The following is a 25,688-nucleotide window of genomic DNA, read 5'->3' as shown; positions in this document are numbered from 1 at the left end:
GCTATTTTCCTTTATTCACTATTCGATCAATTTCGCGAAGCAGGCGGTTCGCAGCCTCTTCGTCCCCGCTTTTCTTTGCATGGGAGTATTCGAGAATCTTGTCCCAAGGGAAGTCATCCCCTCCAGCTCGTGCCGCCGCGTCGGAGATCTGTCGGTCGGTCTTGCCTAGTCCATTGCCTATTTCAGTCTTTTTCCCTTTATTGTCGATCCAATAGCCGCGCTTTAGATCCTCATAACTGGGGCCAAGGGGGTCCCCAAATTTCTCGGTGTTGCGCTTATAAATGATTTCACGAAGGTCCGGGTCAGTCGCATCCTTAAATTTTCTACCGACCGATCTCCGTTCCTCGTTGGCCCATTTGGCAATTTCCTCTTCCGATTTTCCGGCTTTGCGCATGGCAGTGATATTGTCGCCGATTCGTTTAACCGCAACTTCATATTCAAGCCGCATCAGAGGCTTGCTGCTATGTGCCAACGTATTGACTTTGTTTGTATCGCCTTTCACATCAGCCGGCTTGGCGTGCGCCAAGAGCTTGTCCACCTGTACCTTGAGCGCCTTCATTGCGTCAGGAATCTTCTCATGACCCACGCGTTGCAGCCGCTGTAGCTCCTGTTCCACCAGGCGTAATCGCCGGGCCGTGCTGCCCAATGCCCAGTTCAGCCATCGCGACGACATGTAGTCAATGGACTTGTCTATGCCCTTTCGCAGACCGTTCAGAATGTCATCAAAATGTTTGAGCACATCTTTCAAGTACGCATCGTACGGCAGCTCCTTGAGAAAGCGAACGGGATCTCCTTTACCGGCTCCGCGCAACAGCGCCAATATGGCTTCGATCGCCTTTTCCGCTTCTTTTCCGCCAGCCTTGACGAAACGGAAGACGATTTTGAATACGCCCTTGAGCAGGCTTCCAAGGACCGGTACCAAGCCGATCAAGGTGATCACCAACGCAACCCATCGCCAGGTATCGTCGGGGTCTTTTCTAATATGCAGCAAATTTGCGATCAGATCGCGAATGTCGGCGATCTGATCAAGGACGGGAATCATCGAGATCGCCGTTCCGACGATGATCTGTCCCGTTGTCTGCTCATCCTCGAAGTCGCCTTTGAGAACACCCCAAAACCAGTCCATTGCGTCCTCAACCTCGCTCACAGCGCCTCCGATGATGAAAACGGATTAATCAACTTGGCCAATTCAATGGCCTGCTCAGCGGAGAGATCCTTGCCAAAGGCGGGATTGGTCACATGCAGATCTGCATGTTCCGGCTTCCAGGAACGAACGTCTTCTCCAATCTCAATCTTTGCTGGACCTGGAGGAACATTGTCCAGTCTCGCTTTGCCATCGGCGTTCAGACGGCCACGCTGCACTGAGCCATCTGCGAACGTCACCTTGAATGGCGCCCCGTCGACAGGACTGCCGTCAAAGTATTTGCGTTCGATACCTAGCCACGGCTTGATATGCTGAACTTGCGGAAGGATGGGATATGCGGCAAGCGAGCGCTGCGGTCCCGTCAACTCCTTGGCACTAGCCCTGAACTCCATCGCCCCCGGCCCATGCACCTCGATGTTGCCGCCCTCGAGTTTCAGCCACGCGCCCTGCGCACTGAACTGCACATGCTGCTTGCCCGTGATCTGCACATCCTTCCCCACGCTGGCCACCGTCACCTGCTTCGCCGCCGTCATCAGGGTCTTTCCCGCCTGGCTCTGCACGCTGACCTTGCCCGATGCAGCATGCAACGCCATGCCGGCATCCTGAACAGGCTTGCTGGCATCACCGACTTTTCCGTAAGTGAAAAGACTGATCCCTGCCTTGGCAAGATGATGCAGATTGCCCTGCGCAATTTGGTTGATGTCCTTGCCCGCCGTGACGCTGCTGGTCACCCCGGCTGCCAGAATCGCGCTGGCCGGTGTTGCCGCCGCGATGCCGGCCGGACTGGAGAGCTGCAACTGCGGAGCGCTGAAGGCGGTCGCGCCAGTTGTGCTTGCTTCGCTGCCCTCACCACCGCTGCCATTGCCCGATGAAGCCGTGGCACTCGCCTTGAGCACCTCGACCGACTCCGCCAGCGATTCCACCGCGGGCAACTTGCCTGCTTCCGTCTCGCCCTCGAATTTGGCATTGTGCTTCTGGGCGGTCTCCGCCAATTGCTTCTGCTTATCGACGCTGTCCGCCAGCTGCGAAAGCGCACCCCGCACATCCAGCTGCGCCCCCGAACTCTTCTCCGTAGACAACAACAATCCCTGACCGCCGCGAACGGCCGCACTGTAGCGGGTCTTCAGCTCGAAGCCCTGACCGGTGGCGGCCAGGCGCTGATTGTCGGTCTGCTGGCGCAGCAGACCAAGATTCAGTTCGCTGGCACCGTCATGGCCATCCGCATGCTGCTGCAGCGAGGCGCGCGACTGGCCGGGGGTATCGTCAAACACCAATTGGTTGTACGCGCCACCGCCGCTCTGGCTGGCACCCAATGCCTGTGTCTTGATACCGGAGAGCACCGCCGCATGCTGGTGCCCGTCCGTATCGCCAGGGAACCACGCCGGTGCATTGCCGGTGGCCGCACCTGCACCCTGCCCGACCTGGTTGCCCTGGGCATTGTCCTGCCCGCGACCGTTGTACAGCGTGCCGATGACCACCGGACGGTCGATGTCGCCTTCGATGAAGTCGATCAGGACTTCCTGCCCCACGCGCGGCACCGCCTGGCCACCCCAATTGGCGCCCGCCGTCGGCGCAATACCCGCCAGCACCCGAACCCAGGTGCCAGATTGTTCATTGGCTGGCGCGCCAACGTGACCTTCCGGTGCCGGAGAACTCAAGCCGCTGTGACTGCGCTCGCCGCGCTGCCAATGGAATTGCACACGGATCCGGTTATCGCGGTCAGTATGGACCGCTTGTCCCTGCGTGCCGACCACCACGGCCGTCTGCTGGCCGCTCGCCACCGGCTTGGGATGCAGACGCTTGCCCTCAGCATCCGTCAGCAGGGGACGATACGGAATCTTGTTGCGGATCGCCTCGAAACGATTGCGGTAAACCAGCCGTGCAACGCCGCGCGCAGGCTGCAAGGCGGCATCGAGCAGACTCCCCGCAGCCGCACCCTCGTCCAGTGCGGCTTCGCCCAGCAGACGCATCGCCTCCGCCTTGAGATCCGCGTTCAGATTGTTGTGGGCCTGGTGAACCACCCGCAGCAGCGCGAACTGGTCATCCGCGCCACCGATATGGTCGTAGTGACCAGTGAGGGTAAAGCTGGTCGCGGGCCTGAGACTGCGCACCGTGCCCGTGCCGGTGAAGATTTCATTGCGCGCCTCGATGGCCTGCATCTGATTGCGCGCCTGGCGTTCGGCCTGCGCACGGTTCTCGTTGGCGTAGACGCCGGGCGCATCGCGCAGGGTCAATACCAGACCGCCCGGTGTTTCGCCCTGGCTGGCGTGGGCATCATCGCCACCGGTACTGCTCATGCTGCTGGCCTCTCGTACTGCGGCCTGGCGGTAGTCCCAGGTCAGGATCTCGACCGCATTGCTCTGCCAGCGGCGCACGCTGCGCCAGCGGTCAATACTGTCCTGCGACATCACCGCTCCCGGCTGGCTGAAGGCGATCCGGTCTCGTGCATTGGGCTTGAAGCTGCCGTTGTGGTCAGCGATGACCACAGTGTGCGTTCCCAGGCTGGCGCTGCTCGGGTCGCCGGTATGCTCGATGTAGTAGAACAGGCCTTCCTCGGCCAGCAGGCGTTCGACGAAAGCGAGATCGGTCTCCTGGTACTGCGTCGCCAGACTGCGCCTGGGGTAGACCGAGGCATCCTGCAAGTCCAGTCGCCAGGCGGGCTGGAGCTTGCCTTGTCCCTGGTAGTCACGGAAGACGGATTCGATGATGTCCGGCACCGTCATGTCCTGGAATACTGCACTGTCGCGCCGATGCCGCAGGAAGGCCAGCCACGGCTCAATGGTCAGCACGTAACGCGCCATGCCGCCATTCGCGCCTTCCATCCGGCAGTCGGTGACGTGGCCATGGAAGGCGCGCGGCGCACCATCGGTATCCAGCTCAACCAGCACCGGCTGCCCCAGCAGCTTGCGCAGGGAAATGCCGGCGTTCAGGCTGAGGCAGGAGAGCTGCAGGCGATAACCGGCGATGTCCGCCGTGCCATCCATCGCGCCGCGCTCCTCCTGGAACGCACTGATCTGCTCGACGGCCTGCAATTTCTCGGCCATCAGCGTCTCCGCACCCAGCTCCGCTCCTGCGGCCATGTACAGCCGCATCACTCGCGTGGATTGATTCCACGCCCCCGCCAGGGCGGCGATGGCCGAGGCAATCATGATTGCCCCGCCGTTGATCGGACAAACTCAGCGGCGGGCGCTGCCGGGTGAAGGTGTGGAGAGGAACACGTCATGATCTTGACCGCTTCGTGAAGATTACTGGATGGTGTACTTGAAATCGCCCTTCTTGCTGGCCGAGACCTTGATGCGGCTGATGCCCTGCCCTTCGGCCATGCGCGCCAATACGCTTTCGGCGATCTCCGGCAAGAGGCTGCCGTTGAGGATGTTGTCCACATTGCGCGCGCCGGAATCAACCTCGGTGCAGCGCGCGAGCACGGCTTCGACCAGCGCCTTGTCGTAGCTGAACTCGGCCTTGTGGTTGCCGGCGATCCGCTTGGCGATGCGCGCCAGCTTGAGATGAATGATCTCGACCAGCACCTCGTCGGCAATCGGGTAATACGGGATGACCTTGAGACGCCCCAGGAAAGCCGGCTTGAAGGCCTTGACCAGCTGGGGCCGGATCAGCGCATCGAGCTCATCCGGGGTGGGCAACTCTTCCGCAGTCTTGTTCAGGCACGCCTGCATCATCTGCGAGGAAGCGACATTGCTGGTGAGGATGATGATGGTGTTTTTGAAGTCGATCTCGCGGCCTTCGCCATCGTCCATCGCGCCCTTGTCGAAAACCTGGAAAAACAATTCCAGCACATCCGGGTGCGCCTTCTCCACCTCGTCGAGCAGCACCACGCTATACGGATTGCGCCGCACCGCCTCCGTCAGTACGCCGCCCTCGCCATAGCCGACATAACCCGGCGGCGAGCCCTTGAGGCCGGAGACGGTATGGGCTTCCTGGTATTCGCTCATGTTGATGGTGATCAGCTTGCGCTCGCCGCCATACAGCACGTCGGCCAGTGCCAGCGCAGTCTCGGTCTTGCCGACGCCGGACGGTCCGACGAACAGGAACACGCCCTTGGGCTTGCCCGGATCGTCCAGATTGGCGCGCGAGGTACGCACGCGCTGTGCGACAGCAGAGGTCGCCTGCGGCTGCCCGAGCACGCGCTCGCGCAGCAAGGCGTCCAGGCCCAGCACAGTCTTGATCTCGTCCTTGACCATCTTGCCCAGCGGGATGCCGGTCCAGCCGGCCACGATCTCGGCCACCACATGGCCATCCACCTGGACCGGCACCATCGGGGTCTCGCCCTGATGCTGCTTCAACTCGTCCAGCAACTGCTTCAGGTCGGCGCTCGCAGCATCGGCATCACCGCTGTTGCTACCTTCCTTGTTGGCGCCTTCCAGCGCGGCACGCGTCTGCTGGATGCGCTCATTCAAGCCACGCTCCTGCTCCCAGCGGGTCTGCAGATCGGCCTGTTCAGCCAGGGCCGCGGCGTGTTGCGCCTGCAATTCGGCCAATCGTGCCTGATGCTCGGAGCCGCTGGCGCTCTCGCGCTGCAGTGCGCCGATTTCGGCATCCAGACGCTCGATGCGCCGCGTGACGCCCTCCAGCAGCGCCGGCGTGGCATTCTGTCCCAGCGCCACCTTGGCGCAGGCAGTATCGAGCACGCTGATGGCCTTGTCCGGCAGCTGGCGGCCGCTGATGTAGCGATGCGACAGGCGCACGGCTTCGGTGATCGCTTCGTCATACACGCGCACGCCAAAGTGCTTTTCCATGAGCGGGGCCATTGCCCGCAGCATGGCGCATGCCACTTCCTCGGTCGGCTCCTCGACCTTGATGACCTGGAAGCGGCGGGCCAATGCGGCATCCTTCTCAAAATACTTCTTGTACTCGCTCCAGGTCGTGGCGGCGATGGTGCGCAACTCGCCACGTGCCAGGGCGGGCTTGAGGAGGTTGGCGGCGTCGTTCTGTCCGGCCTGGCCACCGGCACCGATCATGGTGTGCGCCTCGTCGATGAAGAGAATGATGGGATGCGGGCTTTTCTTGACCTCGTCGATCACGTTCTTGAGGCGATTCTCGAACTCGCCCTTGACGCTGGCACCGGCCTGCAGCAGGCCCATGTCCAGCGTATGGATCTCCACGCCCTGCAAGGGCTGCGGCACATCGCCCTGGGCGATGCGCAGGGCCAGGCCCTCCACCACTGCGGTCTTGCCCACGCCGGCCTCACCGGTCAGGATGGGATTGTTCTGGCGGCGGCGCAGCAGGATGTCGACCGCCTGGCGGATCTCGGCGTCACGTCCGATGACCGGGTCGATCTTGCCGTCACGGGCACGCTGGGTCAGCTGGGTGGTGTACTGGTCCAGCGCCGGGGTCTTGCTGGCAGCGCGCTGCTGCAGTTCGCCCACGGGATCGCCGCCTGCGCTGTCCTCTTCACCCGGCTTGCCGCCGGCATCTGCCATCGCGGGCGCTTCCACCGAACCTTCGGTGAGTTTGTGCAGGTCATGCTTCAGTTCGTCGACCTTGAATTTGGCAAACAGCTTGGAACCGCGATAGGCCAGTTGCGACAGATCGCTCTGTGTCAGCAGCGCCAGCAACAGATGGCCGCTGCGGATGGCGGGATTGCCGCTATCCAGCGAAGCGATCAGCCAGCCATGTTCGAACAAGGTTTGCAGATGAGGAGACAGCACCGGGGTCCGGGTATTGCCGTTCTTGAAGGTGCCGATTTCGCGTTCGAGATCAGCCTGCAGACTGTCGAGACTGATGCCGCTACGTCGCGCGATCAGGCAAAAGTCGGACTGCGGCTGCTCCAGCAGGGCCAGGAACAGGTGTTCCAGGTCCACCTCATACTGGCCGCGCGACATGCACAGCGTGGCTGCGCGTTCCGTGGCCAGGCGCGCGGACTCGTTGAGTTTGCTGATCAGGGATTTCAGGTTGATGCCCATGCTGCGTTTCCTTCCTGCTTTGAATGGCGACAGCCTTGGCGGCCATCTTGGTTTTTGTGGTTTTCTTTCACATCACTGAACGGCAATTTCGTAGCGGATATCGGCACGGTCCCTTGTTTCGGGCGCGGTGGCGATGAAGGTATCCCAGCCCAGGCGTCCTCCTTCATTTGTGCCCGCAAGCGCCATCCCGCGGACATCCTGCGCACGCAGCACCAGCTGCACTTCATATTCGAGCGTCGATCCGGTGAACATGCCCAACATGCGCGCCAAGGCCAGGGAGGCCTTCTTCCCTGGCAGGAACTGCTCGAAATCCTTCATCGCCAGCGGGCCGATGCGCAGACGCATGCGCAGGTCGCGCTGCCAGACTCGCTCGCCGGCCATGGCCGTGCCGAGGGCCGAATTGGTCGAACCCAGCATGGTCTGGTGTTCGCGCGGCACCTTGTACCAGTAGCCGACGAACTGCTCGATCTGCAACGGCACCGAGAAATACTCGCCCAATACCTTCTGCATGTAGGGTGCCGAGGCGGGACGGTGTCGGAAGGCCCCCGCGAAGTGCGCCAGGGATTCGTCGCGGACTCCGTTGCCCTCGATATCCTGCAGGCGCTCGCGCAATGAACGGAAACCGAGCCCGGACAGGGACAACAGCAACGGCAGGAAGGTATCGCGGCGGCCGGCTTCGTATTGAAAGGCCAGCCGGTACTTGCTCCACGCCTGATAGAACAGGGCGAGCGAACGCGTGGAAAAGGCATCCAGGAAAGCACGCGGACCTTCATCTCGCTGCTCGATCTGGTGACGGGCGATGCGCTCGGTGTAATGCGCAGGAAGCGAACCGCTGCCGCCCAGGAAGCCCATGAAGGTCGGCGTCAGCCGCACATACTTCATCTGCCCGCTGCGCAGTGCCTGTTCCATGTCAGCGACGGAGATAGTCTCATCTTCGCGCGGCGGATAGGTCTCAATCCCCTCGATTTCACTGGCAGGAAAGCCGAGTACGGTGCGATTGGCAAAGCGCAGGAAATCACTGACCGCACGTTCATGCGGCACTCCGTTGCGCTTGAACCAGAGTTCGATCATGCGCACGGCCTGGAAAAACTGGAAGCGGTGAGGAGCGGCGAACAGCCGCTCGATCACGCTAGGCTCAAATCTCCGCTGCGTGGCCTGCATTTGAGCAGTTCCTCCCCGGTTCTTTTGGATATCACGGTCAACTGCGAAAAGCTGTTGGCGTGGACGTACAAACCCATGAAGCGATCGATCACGCCGGCGAAGGCGTGCAAGCCGCTGCCGACGAAACCTTCTTCATCCACGGTCAGCTTGACCTCGATGCCGCGCACCAGGCTGGCGAACGGATTGCCCGGCAACCATGCGGTGGTGGCTTTGTGATCAATGGCGGCGATGGCACTGATCTGACGTTGCGAAATGGGTGAATTGGATTGGTCGTAAAGCGTGAGCATCTCCTGGAAGGCTTCCAGCCCGCCCCGCATGAGCGAGAGGTGATTCAGCGAGAGATGCGAGATCAGACGCCATTGCGCGCCGCGTCCGCGCTCGAAGCGCGAAGGCAGCGTCGGCTTGCGCAACAGGGCGGCGGTGCGGATCACGCCGCCACCTTCCAGACTCAAGTCTCCGCCCGGCAGGCCGTAGGTCAGCAAGGCAGGCAGGTCACGGTTGGTGCAGGTCAGCTCGATGCTCAGGGTATCGGTCTCGACCTTGGCCGGATCGAAATCGATATCGACGATCGAGATCTCCGTTTCATATCCGGGGCTTTTCAGGGCGACCAACTCATCACGGCGCATGGCCCAGTAATGACCATCACTCTCGGGAGCCTGGCCGTGGCGCAGGGAATAGAAGGGGCGGAAACGCGTGATCGATTCGCCTTGCGGCGTCTGGCGCACCAACTGGACCGAATCAATCGAGTAGACCTCGTAACCGAAGGCACGACGCCCGTCGGGCAGGACCGGGTAGGAGGCACCCGCATGCGTCAGGCGGATCGGATCTCCCCGCTGGCTGAACAGGTTGATGACCGGCGTGCAGCCCAGCAGCAGATTGGCCGCGCTGACGCCGCCGAGCTGGCGGGCGATATGCGAATCGGCGCGCAAGCCGGACAGGCCCAGGTGCAAGGTGAAGCTTTTGGTCCCGGCCGGCAGGACGGCGAGAATGGCCGACAGATCGATGTCGAAGAAATTGAATTTCTCGGGGAAGGCAAAATACTCGGTCAGCAGGCGATAAGCAGGATGCGATTGCGACGGGAAGTCGATCAGCGCGTCCTCTTCAGCGAACCCCACCTCGGCCAGCGGGACCTTGCGCAGCCCGGTCCAGCGGCCGCTGCGCGCCAGCTCGACCCAGGCAGCCGTGCTGCGCATGAAGAGGCTGTCACGCAGGGCGGCGCAGAACGAGGCCTCGCCATCGATGAAGACGCGCAGCGAGGCCAGGCCCAGCTTGGACAAGGTCACCTGCTCGGTGGTGGTCTCGATGGTGATGGACAGGGAGGATGTCACCGAAGTCGGCAACACTACCGCTTCAGGCGCGTCGATAATGGGAGAAAAGACCGCCTGTGCTAACCGGATGGGCGCGACCGGCACATCGTAAGCGCTCTGGAACCGGCAGATCACGCCCTTCACCGGCCGCGTGGATAGCGCCGTCCCGCGCGGGATGACGGTGGCGTTGGTCAGCTGCGCAGCCGAGGCTGCAGAGTCCATGCGCGCGATCGAGCAGGAGGGGAAAGGTCGCAGGTAATGCGGATAGAGGACCTCGAACAAGGCCTCGGTGAATTCGGGGTAGTCGTCATCAAGCCGCTTGGAGACCCGCGCGTTGAGCAGCGCATAGGACTGGATCATGCGCTCGATATGTGGATCCTCGCAGATCTCGCCGGCCATCAACAGGCTGCCTGCGATCTTGGGATAGCGCTCGGAGAACTCGCGGGAATAGCGCCGCAGGAAGCTCAGCTCGCGCTCGTAATAGGGAAGCAGCTCTTGCACTTAGACTCCTATGCGCGTGGTTCGCGACTTGCTGATCGAATATTGCAGGGTGGACGGCTGCAGGATGGCGTCAAAATTGACGGTCTCGCGCGCCGCATTGACCACGAGCAAGGCACTGATGGCGAAATTGAGGCGGTTGATCGAACCTTCCTGGATCTCCAGCGTGGCCTTGACGTTGCGCAATCGTGGCTCGTGCCGGGAGATGGCTTCTTCCAGGGAATGGCAGATGGCAGTGCGGTCATCCAGGCTGGCCAGGCTCATCCCGGCAAAATCATTGAGACCATAGGCGATGATGGAGGTGCTGCATTCGGGATATTGCTGCAGCAATTCCTCGGGCACGACGGAGCGCGTGTTGAGCATCGCTTCCAGATCGCGTGCGACGGCATCCTTGAGTTCTTCTATGGAAAGGCGGCTGACGACAGGGCTGAAGGAGGAACGCGGTCCATCATTCATCAGCTTGTCAAACAGGCTGGGCGCGAAGCCTTTCATATGCTTTCCCCCGTCTGGTGATCGAATTATCGGGTGGGTGAATCGACTGGCCTGGCCGACCAATCAACGATCTTGATAGTGAATCACACGGTGTTGAAAGCGGAAGTCCGCCGGAAGACCGGCGGACGTCATACGCTTCATGAATGGCTGTTCTTTTGCCGACAGCTCATCCGTTCAGTGCAAGGTTGCCTCAGATGACCTTGTTGGTCGACAGATCCCAACCGCCCGAGGTATTGCCGGCGGTCCCGCCATCCTTCTTCTGCTGGGTGTACTTCCACTTGACGGTGGAGTACTTCAGGCCGACCACTTCGTTCAGGATCTCGCCCGACTCGATGGAGGGAGCGACGCTGCTGATCATGACGTTGGTCAGTTCGATTTCGAAATAGCGGACGCGCTCGCCCTTGCCGTCGGCGCGCATGAATTCGAACTTGGCCTTCGGGATGGTCTTGCCCGAGGAAGAGTTTTGCAGCAGCAGGGGCGAAGCCAGGTCAGCCACCTTGGTGAACACGATGTCCTTGTGCTCGCAGCGCTCGGCGGTGTGGCCACCACCAGTCGATGCGGTTGCCGATTTCGGCTGCAGGACTTCCCAGTCAACGGTCTTGCACTCGATCCAATCCTTGTGCAGGTCATCAGTGGATTCACCCTTGATGCCGTCGATTTGCAGATAGACGTCAATTGCCATAACTTATCCTGTAAACATGAGGGAGGAAAAATAGTTAAGATTTACCTGCCTGCGGCAGCTCCGCAACCAGCCGGAGCGACACGGACAGTTCATCCAACTGAAAATGCGGACGCAAGAACGACACGGCGCGATAAACGCCTGGCCGTCCCGGCACTTCCGACACCTGTACCGAAGCTTCGCGCAGCGGGAATTGCGCTTTTGCTTCCTGCGTGGCGTTGTCATCCAGCAGCACGTATTGCGCGATCCAGCGATTGAGGAAGTCTTCGACGTTTGAAGCGGCAGCAAAGCTGCCGATCTTGTCCCGCATCATCGACTTCATGTAGTGAGCGATGCGCGAGACGGCAAAGATGTATTGCAACTGCGAGGACAGGACCGCATTGGCATTGGCCGCATCCGTGTTGTACTTCTTGGGCTTCTGAGCGGACTGGGCACCGAAGAAGGCGGCATAATCCGTGTTCTTGCAGTGGACCAGCGAGATGAAGCCCAGATCCGACAGTTCTTTCTCGCGACGGTCGGTGATGGCGATCTCGGTGGGGCACTTGAGGGCGACTTCGCCTTCATCCGTCTTGAAGGTGTGGGTGGGCAGGTCCTCGACCAGGCCACCACCTTCCACGCCGCGAATGGCCGCGCACCAGCCGAAGTCCTCGAAAGCCTTGGTCAGTTTGCTGCCGAAGGCATAGGCAGCGTTGCACCACAGGTATTTGGAGTGGTCGGTGCCATCCACATCCTCGACGAAGTTGAAGCCTTCAACGGTGGTGCCATCCTTGGGATTGAATGGCAGACGGCCGAGGAAGCGCGGCAGGGTCAGGCCGACATAGCGCGAATCCTCGGATTCGCGGAAGGACTTCCACTTGGCGTATTCGACCGTATCGAAGACCTTGGACAGGTCACGCGGCTTGCCCAGGTCGGCATAGCTCTCCAGGCCGAACAGCTCAGGCGATGCGGCGGTGATGAAGGGGGCGTGCGACGCAGCGGCGATGCGCGACATCTGCTCGATGAAGTACATATCTTCAGGCTGGCGCGTGATCTCGTAATCGCCCAGCAAGGCACCGAAAGGCGCGCCACCGAAGGTACCGAATTCTTCTTCATATACCTTCTTGAACATGGCGCTCTGGTCGAATTCCAGGGCCGAGTTGAAGTCCTTGACCAGTTCCTTCTTGGTGGCGTTGAGGATCTTGATCTTCTGATTCTCGCCAACGGTGGTGTTGCGCACCAGGTAGTTCAGGCCTGTCCAGCTGCCTTCGAGCTTCTGGAATTCGGGGGCATGCATGATGGCGCTGACCTGGTTCGAGATCAGATGATCCAGTTCGGCAATGCGGGCATCCAGGGTCGCCGACAGGTTATCGGAAACGACCACTGTCCCTTCCATGACCTGGCTGACCAGTTCGGTAATCAGATCCTTGGCGCGGTCATGCTCGGAAGAGGACTTGGCGACCTTGCTTTGTTCGACGATGTCATCCAGAAGAGTGCTGGAAGCAGCGGCAGGCGCAGCACTTGCGGCAGCTTCGGTATTGGCTTGAGCGGACATGGGGATCTCTTTTACTTGTTGGTTTGCTTGCTGAGTTCGGCCAGCTTCTCGGTGCTGTTGAGCACGTCGCTGAGGATGTCTTCCAGCTTGTCGTTGCCGGCGATCTTGTTGCGCAGATCGGCCAGCTTGGTGCGTGCTTCCAGCAGCTTGCGCAGCGGCTCGACCTGCTGCACCACGGACTCGGGACGGAAGTCTTCCATCGAGCGGAACTTCAGTTCCACCGCGAATTCCCCGCCTTTGTCGGAGAGCTCATTGGAGACGCGATAGACCGCGCGCGGCTCGATGCCCTTCATGACTTCGTCGAAATTGTCGGGATCGATGTTGATGAACTTGCGATCCTTCAGGCGCGGCTGCGGCACCTCCGAGTTGCCGCCAAAATCACCGACCACACCGGTGACGAAGGCCAGTTCCTTCTTCTCGATGGCGTCACCGATCTCGACGTCATACGTCATCTGCACGCGCGGGGGACGCACTTTCTGCAGTTTTTTCTGGATGCTTTCTCTTTTGGCCATGTTTGCTCCGCTGCTGTATTGAGTGAACGCCCCATTCGCCTGAGGCGGCTTGAAAAGCGGGGACAGCACAAGCTGCCCCCGCTGGCGCGCCTTACTTCAGATTGCCAAAGGGATTGGGACCGCTGCCACCGCCACTGCTGGCATTGCCGGCATCCGCATCTGCAGCCGGTGCAGGAGCCGCCTTGCGGGCTGCCTTGCCGCGCGGACGGACCGCTGCAACAGGCTTGGCCGGAGCGGGCACTAAGGTGTTTTCGCCGAGGCTTTCACGCAGGATCTTGGTCAGGTCCTGTGCTTCGGTCTTGACCGAACCATTCAATGCATTTTGTGAGCGCAGATCCCCCAGCGACTTGGTGGCCAGACGCAGACCGGAGACGGTCACGATGCTGTTGGCGACCTTGTCGGCGGGATCGCGCTTGAGGGCTTCCTGGGCGTTGACGATCGCATCACTGTAATCACCTGCATCGAAGCGGATCTGGGCGATACGCAGCCAGGGCGTCTTGTCAGCAGGGAAGCGGCTTGCCACTACCTTCAGCACCGACACGGCCTCGTCGGTCTTGCCTTCCGCCTGCGCGGTATTGGCCTGGGCCACTCCGCTTTCCAGCGTGTTCTTGGCCTCATCTTCCGGATTGGGCTTGCCCTGGGTATTGGCACAACCCGCCAACATCACCGCCAGCAACGCCGGAATGATCAGACCTGTCTTGAATTTGCTCGCACGCATTGGAAACCACTCCTTATATTTTTGACATTAAGAAAGCCTTGCACGACATCGCGCAAGCAAATTAGTCGGCACCGAAAAATTCCGGAGATTCCTGATTTTTAGGCTGCAAATGAGATGCGACGGCAGTTTTCTGGCGAAATTGATGCTTCTGGAAACCGCACTTTTTCACTACGCCACGTTCTAATCACGACTATCAGGTTGTTGCCCGACTTAATAGTTTTAAGTAATTTGAACTTAAGCTCGTCCAAATGTATCGCATAGACCTTCAAGGGAAAATGCAGTTCCACAATCTGTAAAGACTTCCTAAAATTTTTTCGGCTCGCGAGAAATCGCTCATCAGAAATCCAATAAACCGCACGGGGCAGCGTTGAAAAACCGATTGATTAATCACCTGACAACTGGAGTTGTCATTTTTTCTCTATCCGGCTGCGCCGCCGTCGGCGCGGCCTCCGGGGTCGCCCAGGCCGCCAAGTCCACGCTGGAGGCACTCGGCCTGAAGAAGCCGGACACGCCCGAGCTCCCGGACGCCCAGAAACAGCCGCGTACCGTGCCGATCAAGCTGCACGCGTCCAAGGCGCTCAATGTCGATTCGCAGCAGCGGCCGCTGGCCCTGGTGGTAAAAATTTATAAGCTCAAGCAGAACATTAGTTTCCAACAGGCGTCATATGACACGTTCCTGAGTGCGCAAAAAGAAAAGGAAGCCTTGGGAGCCGACCTGCTGGAGGTCAAGGAAGTCACGCTGGTACCGGGCCAGCGCTATGAAATTTCCGAAAAGGTCAGTTATGAAGCCGGCTACATCGGTGTCGTGGCGCTGTTCGTCAATCCGGCACCGCAGCGCTGGCGTGTCGTCTTCAAGGCCGATGAAGCGGAGAAGAATGGCATTACCGTCGGCCTGCAATCCTGCTCATTGACCGTGGGTGCGGGAGCCGTGGCCATCGATATGCAGGGCAAGCCGCTGGAAAAGAATCTGATGCTGGCACCGGTTCAGTGTCATTGAAATTCAAACAACAATTCGCAGGATATCGCGACATGACAATCATCACGACGGGGCAATCCAAGTGAATCACTCCAACAAAGTCCTCTGGGGCGAAGGTCTTTTCCTCCGGCCACAGCATTTCCAGCGCCAGGATCATTATCACGAAACACGCCTGCACCAGACCGCGCTGGCGCTCAATCCCTACTGCTGGGGCATCTCCTCCCTGCAGGTGGACCGCGATGCCCTGAACAACAATACGCTGCGCATCCTCGAACTGTCGGCCATCTTCCAGGACGGGGAAATCTACAAGGCACCGGATGGCGACGATCTGCCCGATCCTATCGAACTGACCGAAATCCCGCTTTCCCAACAATCCGTCACCTTCTACGCCGCCCTGCCGGCACTGAAGAGCTTCGGCAGCAATTTCGCCTCGGGCACCGGCAATCATCAGTCCAGTCGCTACATTCAAGACAACATCGAGACGCCGGATCTTTTCACCGATGCGGCCAAGGCGGAGATGAGCTATTTGAAGAAGGCAGTGCGGCTGGTCTCCGAGAACGAACCGCGCGACTCCCTGGTATGCATTCCGATCGTGCGCTTGCGCCGCGCAAGCTCATCAGGATTCGAACTGGATCCCGATTTCGTCGCCCCCAGCCTGTCGGTGCATGCGGCGCCCTTGCTGTTCCTGCGCCTGCGCCGCCTGCTGGATGCGTTGCAGGCCAAGGTCAGCGCGCTCTACGGACATCATCGCGAACCCAGCAAGAGCGTGGTGGAGTTCCGATCGGGTGACATCACCTCCTTCTGGCTGCTGCATACGGCCAGCACCGCTTACGCCAGCCTCTCGCACTATCTGAACAATCCCCTGCTGCATCCCGAGCGCCTGTATGAACAATTGCTCGGACTGGCCGGCTCGCTGATGACCTTCTCGCGCAGCCTGGCGCTGGCGGACCTGCCGCCGTATGACCATCGCGATCCTGGTCCGCCGTTTGCGCGGCTCGATGGCATCATCCGCGAGCTGCTCGATACCGTCATCTCGTCACGCTATTTCGCCATCGCCCTGCACGAGAGCAAGCCGTCGTATCACATGGGCATGCTGGACTCGGGCAAGATCGACGAGAAGACCAGTTTCTACCTGGCCGTCAACGCCGACCTGCCGGCCATCGAGCTGGTGGATGTGGTGCCGCTGCGCTTCAAGATCGGCGCGCCCGAGGATGTGGAGAAATTCGTGCTGGCCGCACTGCCCGGCGTGAAGCTGGTGCACTCGCCGCAAGTGCCGGCTGCCCTGCCCGTGCGCCCCGACACCTATTACTTCACATTGGAAAGCAAGGGTGCCATGTATGAGCGCATGCTGCAGGCGCAATCGATCTGCATTTATGTACCTTCCGGCATCCGTGACCTCAAACTCGAACTCCTGGCGGTGACGCAATGAACATGACTTCGGCCCCTTCCCTGCTCGATCAGGACCATCCCCCCCCGTCCCAGATGGCCGCAGCGCCAGTCAATGCGCGCTCGCTGCTGGATCTGATGTATGACGGTTTCTACGCGCTCTTCATGCTCAAGAATGGCAGCGCGCCGGTGGATGAAGCTTCGTTCTCGGTGAAGATGCAGAAATTCCTGGGCGATGTGGAACGCAATGCGAAGAAACTCGACGTCTCCCCGGAAGATGTCTACGCCGCCAAATACGCGTTCTGCGCCTCGGTCGATGAAATCATCCTGCGCTCCAGCTTCGGCATCCGCGACGCCTGGGAGCGCCGTCCGCTGCAGCTGACCATGTTCGGCGATCAACTGGCAGGTGAAAATTTCTTCAAGCAGCTGGAAGACCTGCGGGTCCGCGGCAATGCGCACATCCAGGCGCTGGAAGTGTTTCACATGTGCCTGTTGCTGGGGTTCCAGGGCAAGTACGCGCTGGAAGGTCCGGAGAAACTGAATTATCTGACTGCACGGCTGGGGGACGAAATCGCCCATCTCAAGGGCAAGAGCGCCGGCTTCGCGCCACATTGGGCGCGGCCTGACGCCATCGTCAACAAGCTGCGCAATGATGTGCCGCTGTGGGTGGTGGCTTCGCTGTTTGCCTTCATCGCCCTGTTCGCGTACCTCGGCTTGAACTGGATGCTGACCAGCGGCACGGAGAACGGACTGGCCGGCTATTCCGATATCGTCAAGCTGGCACCGCGTACCGCTAACCTGACCATCACCCTGCCCTGAACGCGATCTCTCCCCTGATAGTCTTGGAAGGCCACACAGATGAATCTGCCTTTTCCCGATTCACTTTCCAGCGTCATCAACCAACTCTTCGGCCCTGGCCTGTCGCAACACGCGCGCCTGATCACGCTGGCCAGCGCGCAGGAAGCTGGATTGCCCGAATCCCTGGTCGTGGAGCGATTCCACGGCCAGGAGAGCGTCAATGACAACTTCCAGTTCGACATCGATGCCCTTTCGGTTTCCACCGATCTCGATCTCAAGCAGTTCATCGGTACTGAACTGACCCTGCGTCTGCTTCAGGCCGACGGCAGCCGACGCGCCTGGCACGGCTACTGCACCCAGGCTTCGTGGCTGGGGGCCGATGGCGGACTGGCGCGCTACAGGCTGCGGCTGGAATCCTTCCTGGCCTTCCTCGACCGCCGCCGCGACAGCTTCCTGTTTCAGGACATGAACGTTACCGACATCGCCAGCGCCGTCCTGAAGGAATACCCGCAAGCCAATTTCGCTCTGGATGTCACCCAGACGCTGTCCAAGCGCGACATCTGCACGCAATACCGCGAGAGTGATTTCGCCTTCCTGCGCCGCATCCTGGCCAGCGAGGGCCTGAACTTCCGCTTCGAGCATCAGCAGGAGGGTGAGCAAGGCCAGGCCTCCGGCCAGCAACAGGCGCGACACAAGCTGGTCATCTTCGACCGCGAGGCCAAGGCACCTGATCTTCCCGGCGGCGATACGCGCATCCGCTTTCACCGCATCGCCGCCACCGAATCCAGCGATGCGATCACCGACTTCAGCGCCGTGCGCAGTGTGCGTTCCAACGCAGTGGCGCTGGCCAGTTGGCATCCCGAGAAGATTTCTTCACCTTCGGCCGAAGAGAGCTCCAGCCTGGATGCCGGCGAAGTCCCTACCTTGGCGGTCTACGACGGCACCGGCCAGCAGGACTTTGCAGACCAGGAGGCGGCCGCGACCCATGCGCAGTTGATGCTGCAGGCCTTGGAAATGCAGAACAAGCGCTTTGAGGGCGCAGGTGCGGCACGCCAGCTCAGTGCAGGAACGCAATTCACGCTGAGCCAGCATGAGCGCTATCCCGAAGGCGAGAACCGCTTCAAGCTGCTCTCGGTCAGCCACAGCGCCCGCAACAACTTCGACAGCAACATTGCCCAGATCCTCGATCAGGTCGCCCCCGCCTCGCTGGGAAATTTGTTCGGCAAGACGCCCTCTTCGGGCAGCGTATCCGAGGACGACCTGAAGGCAGGGACCTACCGCAACAGCTTCGTCGCCGTGCGTGAGGTAGTCCCCATCGTTCCTGCTGCAATCACGGAGCGCCTCAAACCCACGGCGCGCGGCACCCAGACTGCGCTGGTGACCGGCCTGCCGGATGCGGCCGTTACCACGGACCGCAATCACCGCGTCAAAGTCCAGTTCCACTGGCAGCGCGGGAAGTCGCCCAATCCAGGCGGCTTGCGCGAGACCGGCAATCTCGATGACAAGGACGGCAATGCCCCCGGCAACGACGCCTCCGGCACCTGGGTGCGCGTGGCAGAAGCGCAGTCCGGCCCCAACTGGGGCAGCCAGTTCACGCCGCGCATCGGCAGCGAAGTGCTGATCGATTTCATTGAGGGCGACATTGACCGTCCGGTCGTGGTCGCACAACTCTACAACGGTAATGATGTACCGCCCTTCCCGGCGGGAACCGAGTCTGACGCCAACCACGCCGGAACGATTTCAGGCTGGCACAGCACGGCGCATGATGGCAGCGGTTTCAATCAATGGGTGGTGGACGATACGCAGTCGCAACTGCGCATGCGTCTGGCCTCGAGCCAGGGCAAATCCCAGCTCAATCTCGGCCATCTGATCGATCAGGCAGATACCGGAGCCCAGCGTGGCAACTATCGCGGCCTGGGCTTTGAACTGCGTACGGACGCTTGGGGCGTAGTGCGCGGTGCGGAGGGCTTGCTGATTTCCTCGACGGCGCGTCCGGTTGCGGGTGCCAGCGTCACCAGCACGCAGATGGATGCCCACGAAGCTGTGGCGCAGTTGAAGGGGGCGCAGCAACTTGCGCAGACCATGGGCGAGGCGGCCACACAGCAGCAGGCGCTGCACAGTGCGGACGCCTACCAGGCCAAGACTGATTTCATCTCCGTCATCGACCCGCAGGATCAGGGCAAGCATCCGGCCAGCGTCAATGGTCAGGACGCATTCAAGAGCCAGGCGGGCTCCCGTGAAAGCGACAGCTCGCAACCGGTCGAAAAGTTCAGCAAGGCCGCTGTACTGATGGAGTCACCCACCAACGTCAACTGGGCCAGTGCGGCTTCCACCGTGCTCTACGCTGGCGAAAACCTTCACTGGACCACACAGGGGGATACCCACTGGACTGCCGCCGACACCGCCAGCCTCGCGGCGGGCAAGGCAGCCACGCTGTTTGCGCACGACGGCGGCATCCAGGCCTTCGCCGGCAATGGCCCGGTTTCCTTGCAGGCGCATACCGATGCGCTGGAGATCCTGGCAGACAAGGATGTGAGTATCATCAGCGTCAATGAAGGTATCGAAATCAAGGCGCGCCAGAAGATCGTGCTGCAGGCGGGGCAGGCTTCGGTGACGCTGGAGGGCGGGAATATCACGTTTGCCTGTCCGGGGACGTTTTCGGTGAAGGGGGGGACGCATGCGTTTCCGGGTGGGGCCTCGCTGGCGGCCTCTCTATCCCCTCTGCCTGATCCCAATGCTGAAATAAGCAACTTCATCGATATCAATTATCGGGACGTCTATGGAGAGCCGATGCGGGACGTCGCGTACAAAATCAAGTTCTCGGACGGTGCCACCATTCAAGGAAAATTGGATGCGAAAGGAAGTGCGCATCATGAAAATGTGCCCCAGAAGCCGACCCATGTGGAATACGAACCGAGGACACCCGATCCGGAGTCACCTTGGAAACCCCTATCCGAGCTGGTCGCAAAGGCGCAGGAAAAATTTAATTCTTAACGGCGCTTTCCTATCAATCCATGAATGACCAATTCGAAAATGCTCTGGCCTGGTTTTCTTCTGCGCCTGGCCGGTGGATCTCAAGTGCGAGAAAAGATCTCTCGGCTGCAGGAGAATGGCTCTGGGGCGTGATTCAGGGTGATTTCAACGAGAATCCGACGACAGCGCAAACTGCGGTGAGTACCGTAGTTTCGATGATCCCGTTTGTAGACCAGATTTGTGATGTTCGGGATATCGTCGCGAACTGCAAGAAAATCCATTCGGAGCCCAATGAAGTATGGCACTGGGTAGCTTTGTGCTTGACGCTGATCGGCCTCTTCCCGACGTTGGGATCGTTGGTGAAGGGCTGCGGCAAAGTGATGTTCTCGGCGCTACGCCGCGCTTCACTAGGAACAGCCAGAAAGGCAACCGCCGTATTGCCCGATATGACGAAATATATCGAACTCAGCATTTCTCTCCTGAACCGCTTTCTTGCTAGACCTGAGGTCGTCAAAACGCTGAGAGCATTGAAGATCGATAATCCCTATAAGTATCTCGCCGTGAAGCTGCGGGAAGTAAAAGCCCAAGTGAATGTCGGCAAGTTGCTTGCGGCCTTTGATGATGGGAAGAAAGCCACTTTATCGCTTCTGGAGTTGGTCAGAAAATGGGGGGGAGCTGCTTTGGGTGATCGCGCCATCGGTCTGATGAAACTGGTAAATGAAGTGCGCGCTCAAGCAGATCGGATGCTTGCCAAGGCGCTGAAACCTCTACAAGATCTGTTGGACCAGCTAGCCCGGCGCTTGGATATTGAATCGGACATGCTCCATCGCGCCCGTCTCAACACAGTCAATCCACATGGCTTCCGCAGAACCACCACTGATGCAGAAAAGGAGGCTTTCGATAAAGACCTTCCGTCTTGGGCGACCAAATCCAAGACGTTGAAGTATCCTCCACTGGAAAAAGCGCCCCCCATTCCCCCGGGGTATCCTCGATTTGATGATGGGCTCGCCACAAAAAATGCGTACGACACTTTCAATACCATACGACCATTGGACCTGCCCCCCGGCACCAAACTGCGTCGGGTGCTTGACCCGAAGTCAGCGGACAATTCGATCTGTTGGATGACTGAAGAAGAATTCCAGAAGCTCCAGAGCAAAGCAGACTGGCGCAAACGCTTCGCAGTCTGGGCAAGCTGGAATAGCAACGGGGAAGTGATTACCTACATTGTTCCCGAAGGCGGCCTAAAGGTGTGGGAGGGTGTGGTAGCTTCGCAGAAATTGAAGAATTCAAGCTATGTGCTTGAAGGTGGAGCACGACAAATTGTGGTCAATCCGGATGACCTGAAGAAAGCCTTGGTGAGCAAGCGACAACCTACCCATTGGGGCTATGATGAATTCGGTCAAAAGACCGATCTGGTTGGTGTCCCGGTTCTCACTAACAATTGGTACGAGTCGAAAAAGAAATGATTAACTCTCCTGGCCATCTCGATCCACAAGAGATTTTTCTCTTGGAACGTTACACATCTCTTGAATACCTGGGCCAATTGCGAGACAACTGGCACAAGCTACTTGAATTTGTAGAATCACGGCTGAGTCAGTTCATGCAAAACTTGCCTCCCGATTACCGCAATCGTGCTTTACCTGAACAGCCTGATATCGTTTGGGGAGAGCAGGTGCTTCCCAACTTCCGAGATACATTCGACAGCCTCTGCAGCGGTTATATCAAGCTGTCTCATGGAGACCTCGATGGGCTCAACAGCGCGCATGGAGTGCGCTCTGACTTCAAGGGGCAGCTCGAATTTTCCGCCGAGTGGATGGGCGAGGAAGGCGTACGTACGTATCGGCACCTGCTGAGTCAGGCGCTCGTCCGGGCGAGCAACATCATTTCTACTCTAGGTGCATACTGGTCGGCCGGAACCTTGTCACCCGGCTATACGCCGGAGGATCGCGGGCCACTCGATGCGCCGGATACCTGGCCTGGCTACGCGCTTGATCCTTCGACCACCGCGCGAACAGGACAGCCACCACCAAGACCAGGCATCTATGTTCCAGACCAATCCAATTCCAGTGCTCAGTTCCTGGGCCCGGATATTGATGAGGCTCCCGAATGCAGCATATTCTTGGGAATGCAATCTCTCTACATTCCTGGTACCTCGGAAAAATACGGCGAAGAAGCTCTGCATCAGACTGCTCCATGTACATGGACGCTGGTCAAGAAGGTGGCCCATCAACGGAAGATAACATCGCTAAACGCACCGCAGGATTTCCAGCGACGCGTTGCAAGCGGAGAACTGTGCCCGGAGGATGGATATTATTTCACGCCTGCCCAACTGAATTCCCGACGCAAATTCAAGCGCGGAGAGACCATGCCAAGCCTGAATTCCCAATATGGCGCCACAATCTGGCAATGGGACTCCGATCAAGAATGAAGATAAACGGAGGGCTTCAAAGCTGACATGTGCTCAACGGTATCGATATCCATTACCTGGATGTTGGGGAGAATTTCAAATGGCTGAACGCTCTGTCTGACCGCTGACGATCACGCTGAGAAATTCCCGGTGCATTCATCTTTTTACTCCCTCGAATACCAGCGGGCTCGTGTGTCCACCGCATTCAAATCCACGATAGGCAGAATGCTGATTTTCGTTATGGCGACCGCAATAAGCGAGATGAGGACTCTCTTATCCAAGCCGGGCAAGACCAAATAGACAATGAGATCGCACTGCAGCTTCACTTTATATTTGCTTTTGCTAGGAGCCTTGGGTATGCATGGGAAGCATGCGCTTGCCGAATCCGCCGTAACGAGCGAGGCCATTCATCTCAACATTCACGAATCGGCGACATCGCTCAAAGAAGCGTATCCCAGCCGTTTCAAGGCAAGCCAACACCCCGGCAACCTCCAATTCTTCACTGCTGAGTGGCAGGCCAGCAAGCCGGGCAAGGTCATCTTCGACCATGGTCCGCAATCGTTTTCGATACCGTCCGTGCTCAGCGTCACGGGAACCGCTTCCGCCAGGTTTGCGGCAGAGCATATTTCGCAGTGGTCCGTGAATGGTGGGGTCAGCGATGCAGAAACGATTTCCCATGACGACGCGCGCAAACAATTTACCGTATTGCTGCACGCACTGAGCGCAGCAGGTTGGTCGAAGGTAATCCCGATCAGCCGCCCGCGACTCAAAGGTGAACAAGCGCTGGCCTACGCGCTGAAGAACTCCGGCTATCCGCTCGACCCTTCGCATGACCTGTCGCTGGCGCAATGGATGAGGCTGGCTGACGGCACTCCCTGGCTCTTTTACGCCGATCACGTGTTCCTCGAAATCAAACTGTACCGGGATCCCAACCGGCTTGATCCGGACAAGAGTGGTGCGTACTTCGTTACCTATTCATTGACGGCGCAGGACGCCTATCTGCGCGGCTATGTCGATGATGAAAAACTCGACAACTGGAAGATGGAATTCAGGAAGGAACTACCTACCTTGAAGCAGGCGCGAGAAAAGAAGGAAGCGCAACTGAAGAATGACAACGTCACCATCGATCAGGCTTATCAGGATCCGGCGGTCTTCCAATAACGTCCGGTACGAATTGCTGGCATGGTGATCTCTGCCCGCTGACGATCAAGCTGAGGAAATTCCCAGTGCATTCATCTTTTACTCCCTTGAATACCAGCGGACTCGTGTGTCCTACGCATTCAAATCCACGATAGGCAGAATGCTGATTTTCGTTATGGCGACCGCGATGCTGGGCGGCTGCGGCAATGGCAGCGGAGCCGAGCACCGCGCAATGGACGAGCGCATTCATATCCAACTCGGCCAGTCCGGCGACGATATCCTCAAGAACTATCCCGGACTATTTTCGATGAGCGATCATCCCTCTGGCGCAAAGTTCTATGCGGCCAGATGGACCAAGGACGCGCGCGGCACAGTTGAAATCGGGCCATCGGAGACACTGTTTGTCATTCACCATGCGTTGAGCGCAACAGGGAATTACTCGCCTTCATTTGCCAACGAAAACATCATCGAATGGAACATCAATGCTGGCCTGGCGGAAAGCAGTCTGATCATGCACGACGATGCAAGGAAGCAATTTCAATCCATTCGTGCAAATCTGCGCAAGGCCTCCTGGCATCGCTATATCGATCCGGATGCCCCCCCCGCCTGTCGGGTGCAAACGCACTACGCTATGCAGAATCCTCGTCCTCCATTTATGGACTGGATACGGATTACGAGCCAACCCTGGACGAATGGATGCATCTTCCCGGGCGCACGCTTTGGAAACTCTGGAGCAAGGAGGGCTACCTGACGATCGCCTTGTCCCGCGATCATCCTCTGAACGACGTCAACCAGCCGGGTGCCTACTTCATTGAATTCAACCTCCGGAGTGAAAAAGAGCAATTCCGCCAACTGGTGGGCTCTGACAAGCGGACGGTTTGGCAGCAAGCATTACCCGCTGAAATGAAGCTGCTGAAAGAAGAGCGCCAGCAGGCCGAAAGCGCTTTGCGCAAACAGGGAGTCAACATTGACGAAGCCTATCGGGATCCGCCGGGCTTCTGATAATCGCCTACCCACCCAAAGCGAGATGAGGACTCTCTTATCCAAGCCGGGCAAGACCAAATAGACAATGAGATCGCACTGCAGCTTCACTTTATATTGCTCATGCTAGTGAAAGCATTCCGGCTATTCCGAGTTGGCGCGATGACTTCCATGTTCTGGATCATCGCGCTCCTGACCGCCTGTTCTCCCGACAAATCAGAGAAGTCGATCAATATGCTCCATCAGATCGAAATCAGCGCCAATCAATCCGGCAAAGAACTTCTCGCACGCTACCCAAATCAGATAGTTCTGATCAACAGCCCCCCCCAACGTCAACTTTTATTCAGTGGACTGGCCTCGCGATGCCTTGGGTGCCGTGGAGATACGCAACGGCACACACGCATTCATGCTCAATGATGTTCTTGGAATTTCTGGTAACGAGGATTCCCACTTCCCGGACGAAAATATCATTGAATGGAACATCTACGCCGGCTTGGGCGCTGAAGAGCATATCCCGCACGATGAGGCAAGGCAGAGAATGATGCGCATCCTGAACAACATAAGAGCCGCTGGCTGGCGTCACTACACAGAGCGCTCGCTGCCGCGGCTGAAAGGAGCGCAAGCCTTGCACTTTGCCATCACCTCACCGGTGCACTCGCTGGATCCCGCCTACGTGCCTGACCTGGATGAATGGATGAGTCTTCCCGCTGATGCGACATGGCGCTTCCAGCTTGACAATGCTTACCTGACCTTGACCCTGACCCGCGACATGGAACGACTTGACAGAAACAAGCCAGGCGCTTACTTCCTCAAGTTATCCCTGGTTGGCAGCAAGGAAGAGGCACGTCAGATAGTTGGGCCTGCAAAGCGATCAGATTGGCAAAACGCACTCACTTCGGAATTGCCGCTATTGAAGCAAGACCGGGATCAGGCTGAAGAGACGTTGCGACGACGCGGCGTTGTCATCGATAGCGCTTACCGGGACCCATCCATTCCTTGAAAGCCTGCTTCAGGTGAAAGTTGAAAGAATGGATGCATCTTCCCGGGCTTTGCACAAGAAAAAA

20 protein-coding genes are annotated in these 25,688 nt (G+C 59.0%); 10 read left to right on the top strand and 10 right to left on the bottom strand.

The features are described from left to right. Position 1: 1 nt before the first annotated feature. The 10 genes from JOD78_RS25260 to JOD78_RS25215 form a co-directional block, all read right to left on the bottom strand. The gene (locus JOD78_RS25260; RefSeq protein WP_134134471.1) at positions 2-1,147 is read right to left on the bottom strand and encodes a hypothetical protein; all 1,146 of its coding nucleotides are present in this window, start codon (positions 1,145-1,147) and stop codon (positions 2-4) included. Beyond that, on the bottom strand, positions 1,144-4,293 hold the full coding sequence (locus tag JOD78_RS25255; RefSeq protein WP_245202287.1) for a type VI secretion system Vgr family protein: 3,150 nt from the start codon (positions 4,291-4,293) through the stop codon (positions 1,144-1,146). Before JOD78_RS25255 ends, JOD78_RS25260 begins: the two co-directional genes overlap by 4 nt. 96 nt (positions 4,294-4,389) lie before the next feature. After that, on the bottom strand, positions 4,390-7,065 hold the full coding sequence (gene tssH, locus JOD78_RS25250; protein WP_209569281.1) for a type VI secretion system ATPase TssH: 2,676 nt from the start codon (positions 7,063-7,065) through the stop codon (positions 4,390-4,392). Positions 7,066-7,137: 72 nt separating this feature from the next. Next, positions 7,138-8,226 carry a type VI secretion system baseplate subunit TssG gene (gene tssG / locus JOD78_RS25245; protein ID WP_121045723.1) on the bottom strand — a complete coding sequence of 363 codons (1,089 nt, stop codon included), beginning with the start codon at positions 8,224-8,226 and terminating at the stop codon, positions 7,138-7,140. Next, positions 8,190-10,034 carry a type VI secretion system baseplate subunit TssF gene (tssF, locus tag JOD78_RS25240; protein WP_121045722.1) on the bottom strand — a complete coding sequence of 615 codons (1,845 nt, stop codon included), beginning with the start codon at positions 10,032-10,034 and terminating at the stop codon, positions 8,190-8,192. The genes tssG and tssF overlap by 37 nt, the downstream gene beginning before the upstream one ends. Next, the gene (tssE, locus tag JOD78_RS25235) at positions 10,035-10,523 is read right to left on the bottom strand and encodes a type VI secretion system baseplate subunit TssE (RefSeq protein WP_121045721.1); all 489 of its coding nucleotides are present in this window, start codon (positions 10,521-10,523) and stop codon (positions 10,035-10,037) included. A 190-nt stretch (positions 10,524-10,713) separates the two neighbouring features. Then, positions 10,714-11,205 (bottom strand): type VI secretion system tube protein Hcp, encoded by a 492-nt coding sequence (locus JOD78_RS25230; protein WP_034330822.1) that lies wholly within the window; start codon positions 11,203-11,205, stop codon positions 10,714-10,716. Positions 11,206-11,239: 34 nt separating this feature from the next. Continuing rightward, on the bottom strand, positions 11,240-12,733 hold the full coding sequence (tssC, locus tag JOD78_RS25225) for a type VI secretion system contractile sheath large subunit (RefSeq protein ID WP_134134470.1): 1,494 nt from the start codon (positions 12,731-12,733) through the stop codon (positions 11,240-11,242). Positions 12,734-12,744: 11 nt separating this feature from the next. Continuing rightward, the gene (gene tssB / locus JOD78_RS25220; RefSeq protein ID WP_034330819.1) at positions 12,745-13,245 is read right to left on the bottom strand and encodes a type VI secretion system contractile sheath small subunit; all 501 of its coding nucleotides are present in this window, start codon (positions 13,243-13,245) and stop codon (positions 12,745-12,747) included. 91 nt (positions 13,246-13,336) lie between these two features. Then, the gene (locus JOD78_RS25215; RefSeq protein WP_134134468.1) at positions 13,337-13,963 is read right to left on the bottom strand and encodes a tetratricopeptide repeat protein; all 627 of its coding nucleotides are present in this window, start codon (positions 13,961-13,963) and stop codon (positions 13,337-13,339) included. A gap of 379 nt (positions 13,964-14,342) precedes the next feature. On the opposite strand from JOD78_RS25215, the gene tssJ reads away from it, so the two are divergent. From tssJ to JOD78_RS25165, 10 genes are all read left to right on the top strand, one after another. After that, positions 14,343-14,960 (top strand): type VI secretion system lipoprotein TssJ, encoded by a 618-nt coding sequence (gene tssJ, locus JOD78_RS25210; protein ID WP_279379800.1) that lies wholly within the window; start codon positions 14,343-14,345, stop codon positions 14,958-14,960. A gap of 61 nt (positions 14,961-15,021) precedes the next feature. Next, positions 15,022-16,368: a type VI secretion system baseplate subunit TssK gene (gene tssK, locus JOD78_RS25205; RefSeq protein ID WP_039783881.1), complete on the top strand. Its 1,347-nt coding sequence runs from the start codon at positions 15,022-15,024 to the stop codon at positions 16,366-16,368. Beyond that, positions 16,365-17,144: a type IVB secretion system protein IcmH/DotU gene (icmH, locus tag JOD78_RS25200; protein WP_121045718.1), complete on the top strand. Its 780-nt coding sequence runs from the start codon at positions 16,365-16,367 to the stop codon at positions 17,142-17,144. The genes tssK and icmH overlap by 4 nt, the downstream gene beginning before the upstream one ends. A gap of 39 nt (positions 17,145-17,183) precedes the next feature. Beyond that, the gene (locus tag JOD78_RS25195; RefSeq protein WP_134134467.1) at positions 17,184-20,117 is read left to right on the top strand and encodes a type VI secretion system Vgr family protein; all 2,934 of its coding nucleotides are present in this window, start codon (positions 17,184-17,186) and stop codon (positions 20,115-20,117) included. Positions 20,118-20,137: 20 nt separating this feature from the next. Further along, positions 20,138-21,562 carry a hypothetical protein gene (locus JOD78_RS25190; protein WP_121045716.1) on the top strand — a complete coding sequence of 475 codons (1,425 nt, stop codon included), beginning with the start codon at positions 20,138-20,140 and terminating at the stop codon, positions 21,560-21,562. Further along, the gene (locus tag JOD78_RS25185) at positions 21,559-22,524 is read left to right on the top strand and encodes a hypothetical protein (RefSeq protein ID WP_227022558.1); all 966 of its coding nucleotides are present in this window, start codon (positions 21,559-21,561) and stop codon (positions 22,522-22,524) included. The genes JOD78_RS25190 and JOD78_RS25185 overlap by 4 nt, the downstream gene beginning before the upstream one ends. A 336-nt stretch (positions 22,525-22,860) precedes the next feature. Further along, positions 22,861-23,664 (top strand): hypothetical protein, encoded by an 804-nt coding sequence (locus tag JOD78_RS25180; protein WP_121045715.1) that lies wholly within the window; start codon positions 22,861-22,863, stop codon positions 23,662-23,664. A 139-nt stretch (positions 23,665-23,803) separates the two neighbouring features. Next, positions 23,804-24,394, top strand: coding sequence for a hypothetical protein (locus JOD78_RS25175; protein WP_121045714.1), 591 nt, complete (start codon positions 23,804-23,806; stop codon positions 24,392-24,394). A gap of 8 nt (positions 24,395-24,402) precedes the next feature. Then, entirely contained in the window at positions 24,403-24,645 is a 243-nt protein-coding gene (locus JOD78_RS25170) for a hypothetical protein (protein WP_121045713.1), read from the top strand. A 385-nt stretch (positions 24,646-25,030) separates the two neighbouring features. Beyond that, positions 25,031-25,624 carry a hypothetical protein gene (locus JOD78_RS25165; RefSeq protein WP_209569282.1) on the top strand — a complete coding sequence of 198 codons (594 nt, stop codon included), beginning with the start codon at positions 25,031-25,033 and terminating at the stop codon, positions 25,622-25,624. The last annotated feature ends 64 nt before the right edge of the window (positions 25,625-25,688 follow it).

Origin of the sequence: Herbaspirillum sp. 1130 (assembly GCF_017833835.1) — a bacterium.
Classification (GTDB): Bacteria; Pseudomonadota; Gammaproteobacteria; order Burkholderiales; family Burkholderiaceae_D; genus Herbaspirillum; species Herbaspirillum huttiense.
Note: the sequence above shows the minus strand (reverse complement) of the source record. Positions and strands in the feature narration are given on the sequence as shown.

Coding starts and splice junctions, on each gene's coding strand:
- JOD78_RS25255 (WP_245202287.1), bottom strand. CDS start 4,293: ATGATTGCCTCGGCCATCGCCGCCCTGGCGGGGGCGTGGAATCAATCC.
- tssH (WP_209569281.1), bottom strand. CDS start 7,065: ATGGGCATCAACCTGAAATCCCTGATCAGCAAACTCAACGAGTCCGCG.
- tssG (WP_121045723.1), bottom strand. CDS start 8,226: ATGCAGGCCACGCAGCGGAGATTTGAGCCTAGCGTGATCGAGCGGCTG.
- tssE (WP_121045721.1), bottom strand. CDS start 10,523: ATGAAAGGCTTCGCGCCCAGCCTGTTTGACAAGCTGATGAATGATGGA.
- JOD78_RS25230 (WP_034330822.1), bottom strand. CDS start 11,205: ATGGCAATTGACGTCTATCTGCAAATCGACGGCATCAAGGGTGAATCC.
- tssC (WP_134134470.1), bottom strand. CDS start 12,733: ATGTCCGCTCAAGCCAATACCGAAGCTGCCGCAAGTGCTGCGCCTGCC.
- tssB (WP_034330819.1), bottom strand. CDS start 13,245: ATGGCCAAAAGAGAAAGCATCCAGAAAAAACTGCAGAAAGTGCGTCCC.
- JOD78_RS25215 (WP_134134468.1), bottom strand. CDS start 13,963: ATGCGTGCGAGCAAATTCAAGACAGGTCTGATCATTCCGGCGTTGCTG.
- icmH (WP_121045718.1), top strand. CDS start 16,365: ATGAACATGACTTCGGCCCCTTCCCTGCTCGATCAGGACCATCCCCCC.
- JOD78_RS25195 (WP_134134467.1), top strand. CDS start 17,184: ATGAATCTGCCTTTTCCCGATTCACTTTCCAGCGTCATCAACCAACTC.
- JOD78_RS25190 (WP_121045716.1), top strand. CDS start 20,138: ATGAATGACCAATTCGAAAATGCTCTGGCCTGGTTTTCTTCTGCGCCT.
- JOD78_RS25185 (WP_227022558.1), top strand. CDS start 21,559: ATGATTAACTCTCCTGGCCATCTCGATCCACAAGAGATTTTTCTCTTG.
- JOD78_RS25180 (WP_121045715.1), top strand. CDS start 22,861: ATGCATGGGAAGCATGCGCTTGCCGAATCCGCCGTAACGAGCGAGGCC.
- JOD78_RS25175 (WP_121045714.1), top strand. CDS start 23,804: ATGCTGATTTTCGTTATGGCGACCGCGATGCTGGGCGGCTGCGGCAAT.
- JOD78_RS25165 (WP_209569282.1), top strand. CDS start 25,031: ATGCTCAATGATGTTCTTGGAATTTCTGGTAACGAGGATTCCCACTTC.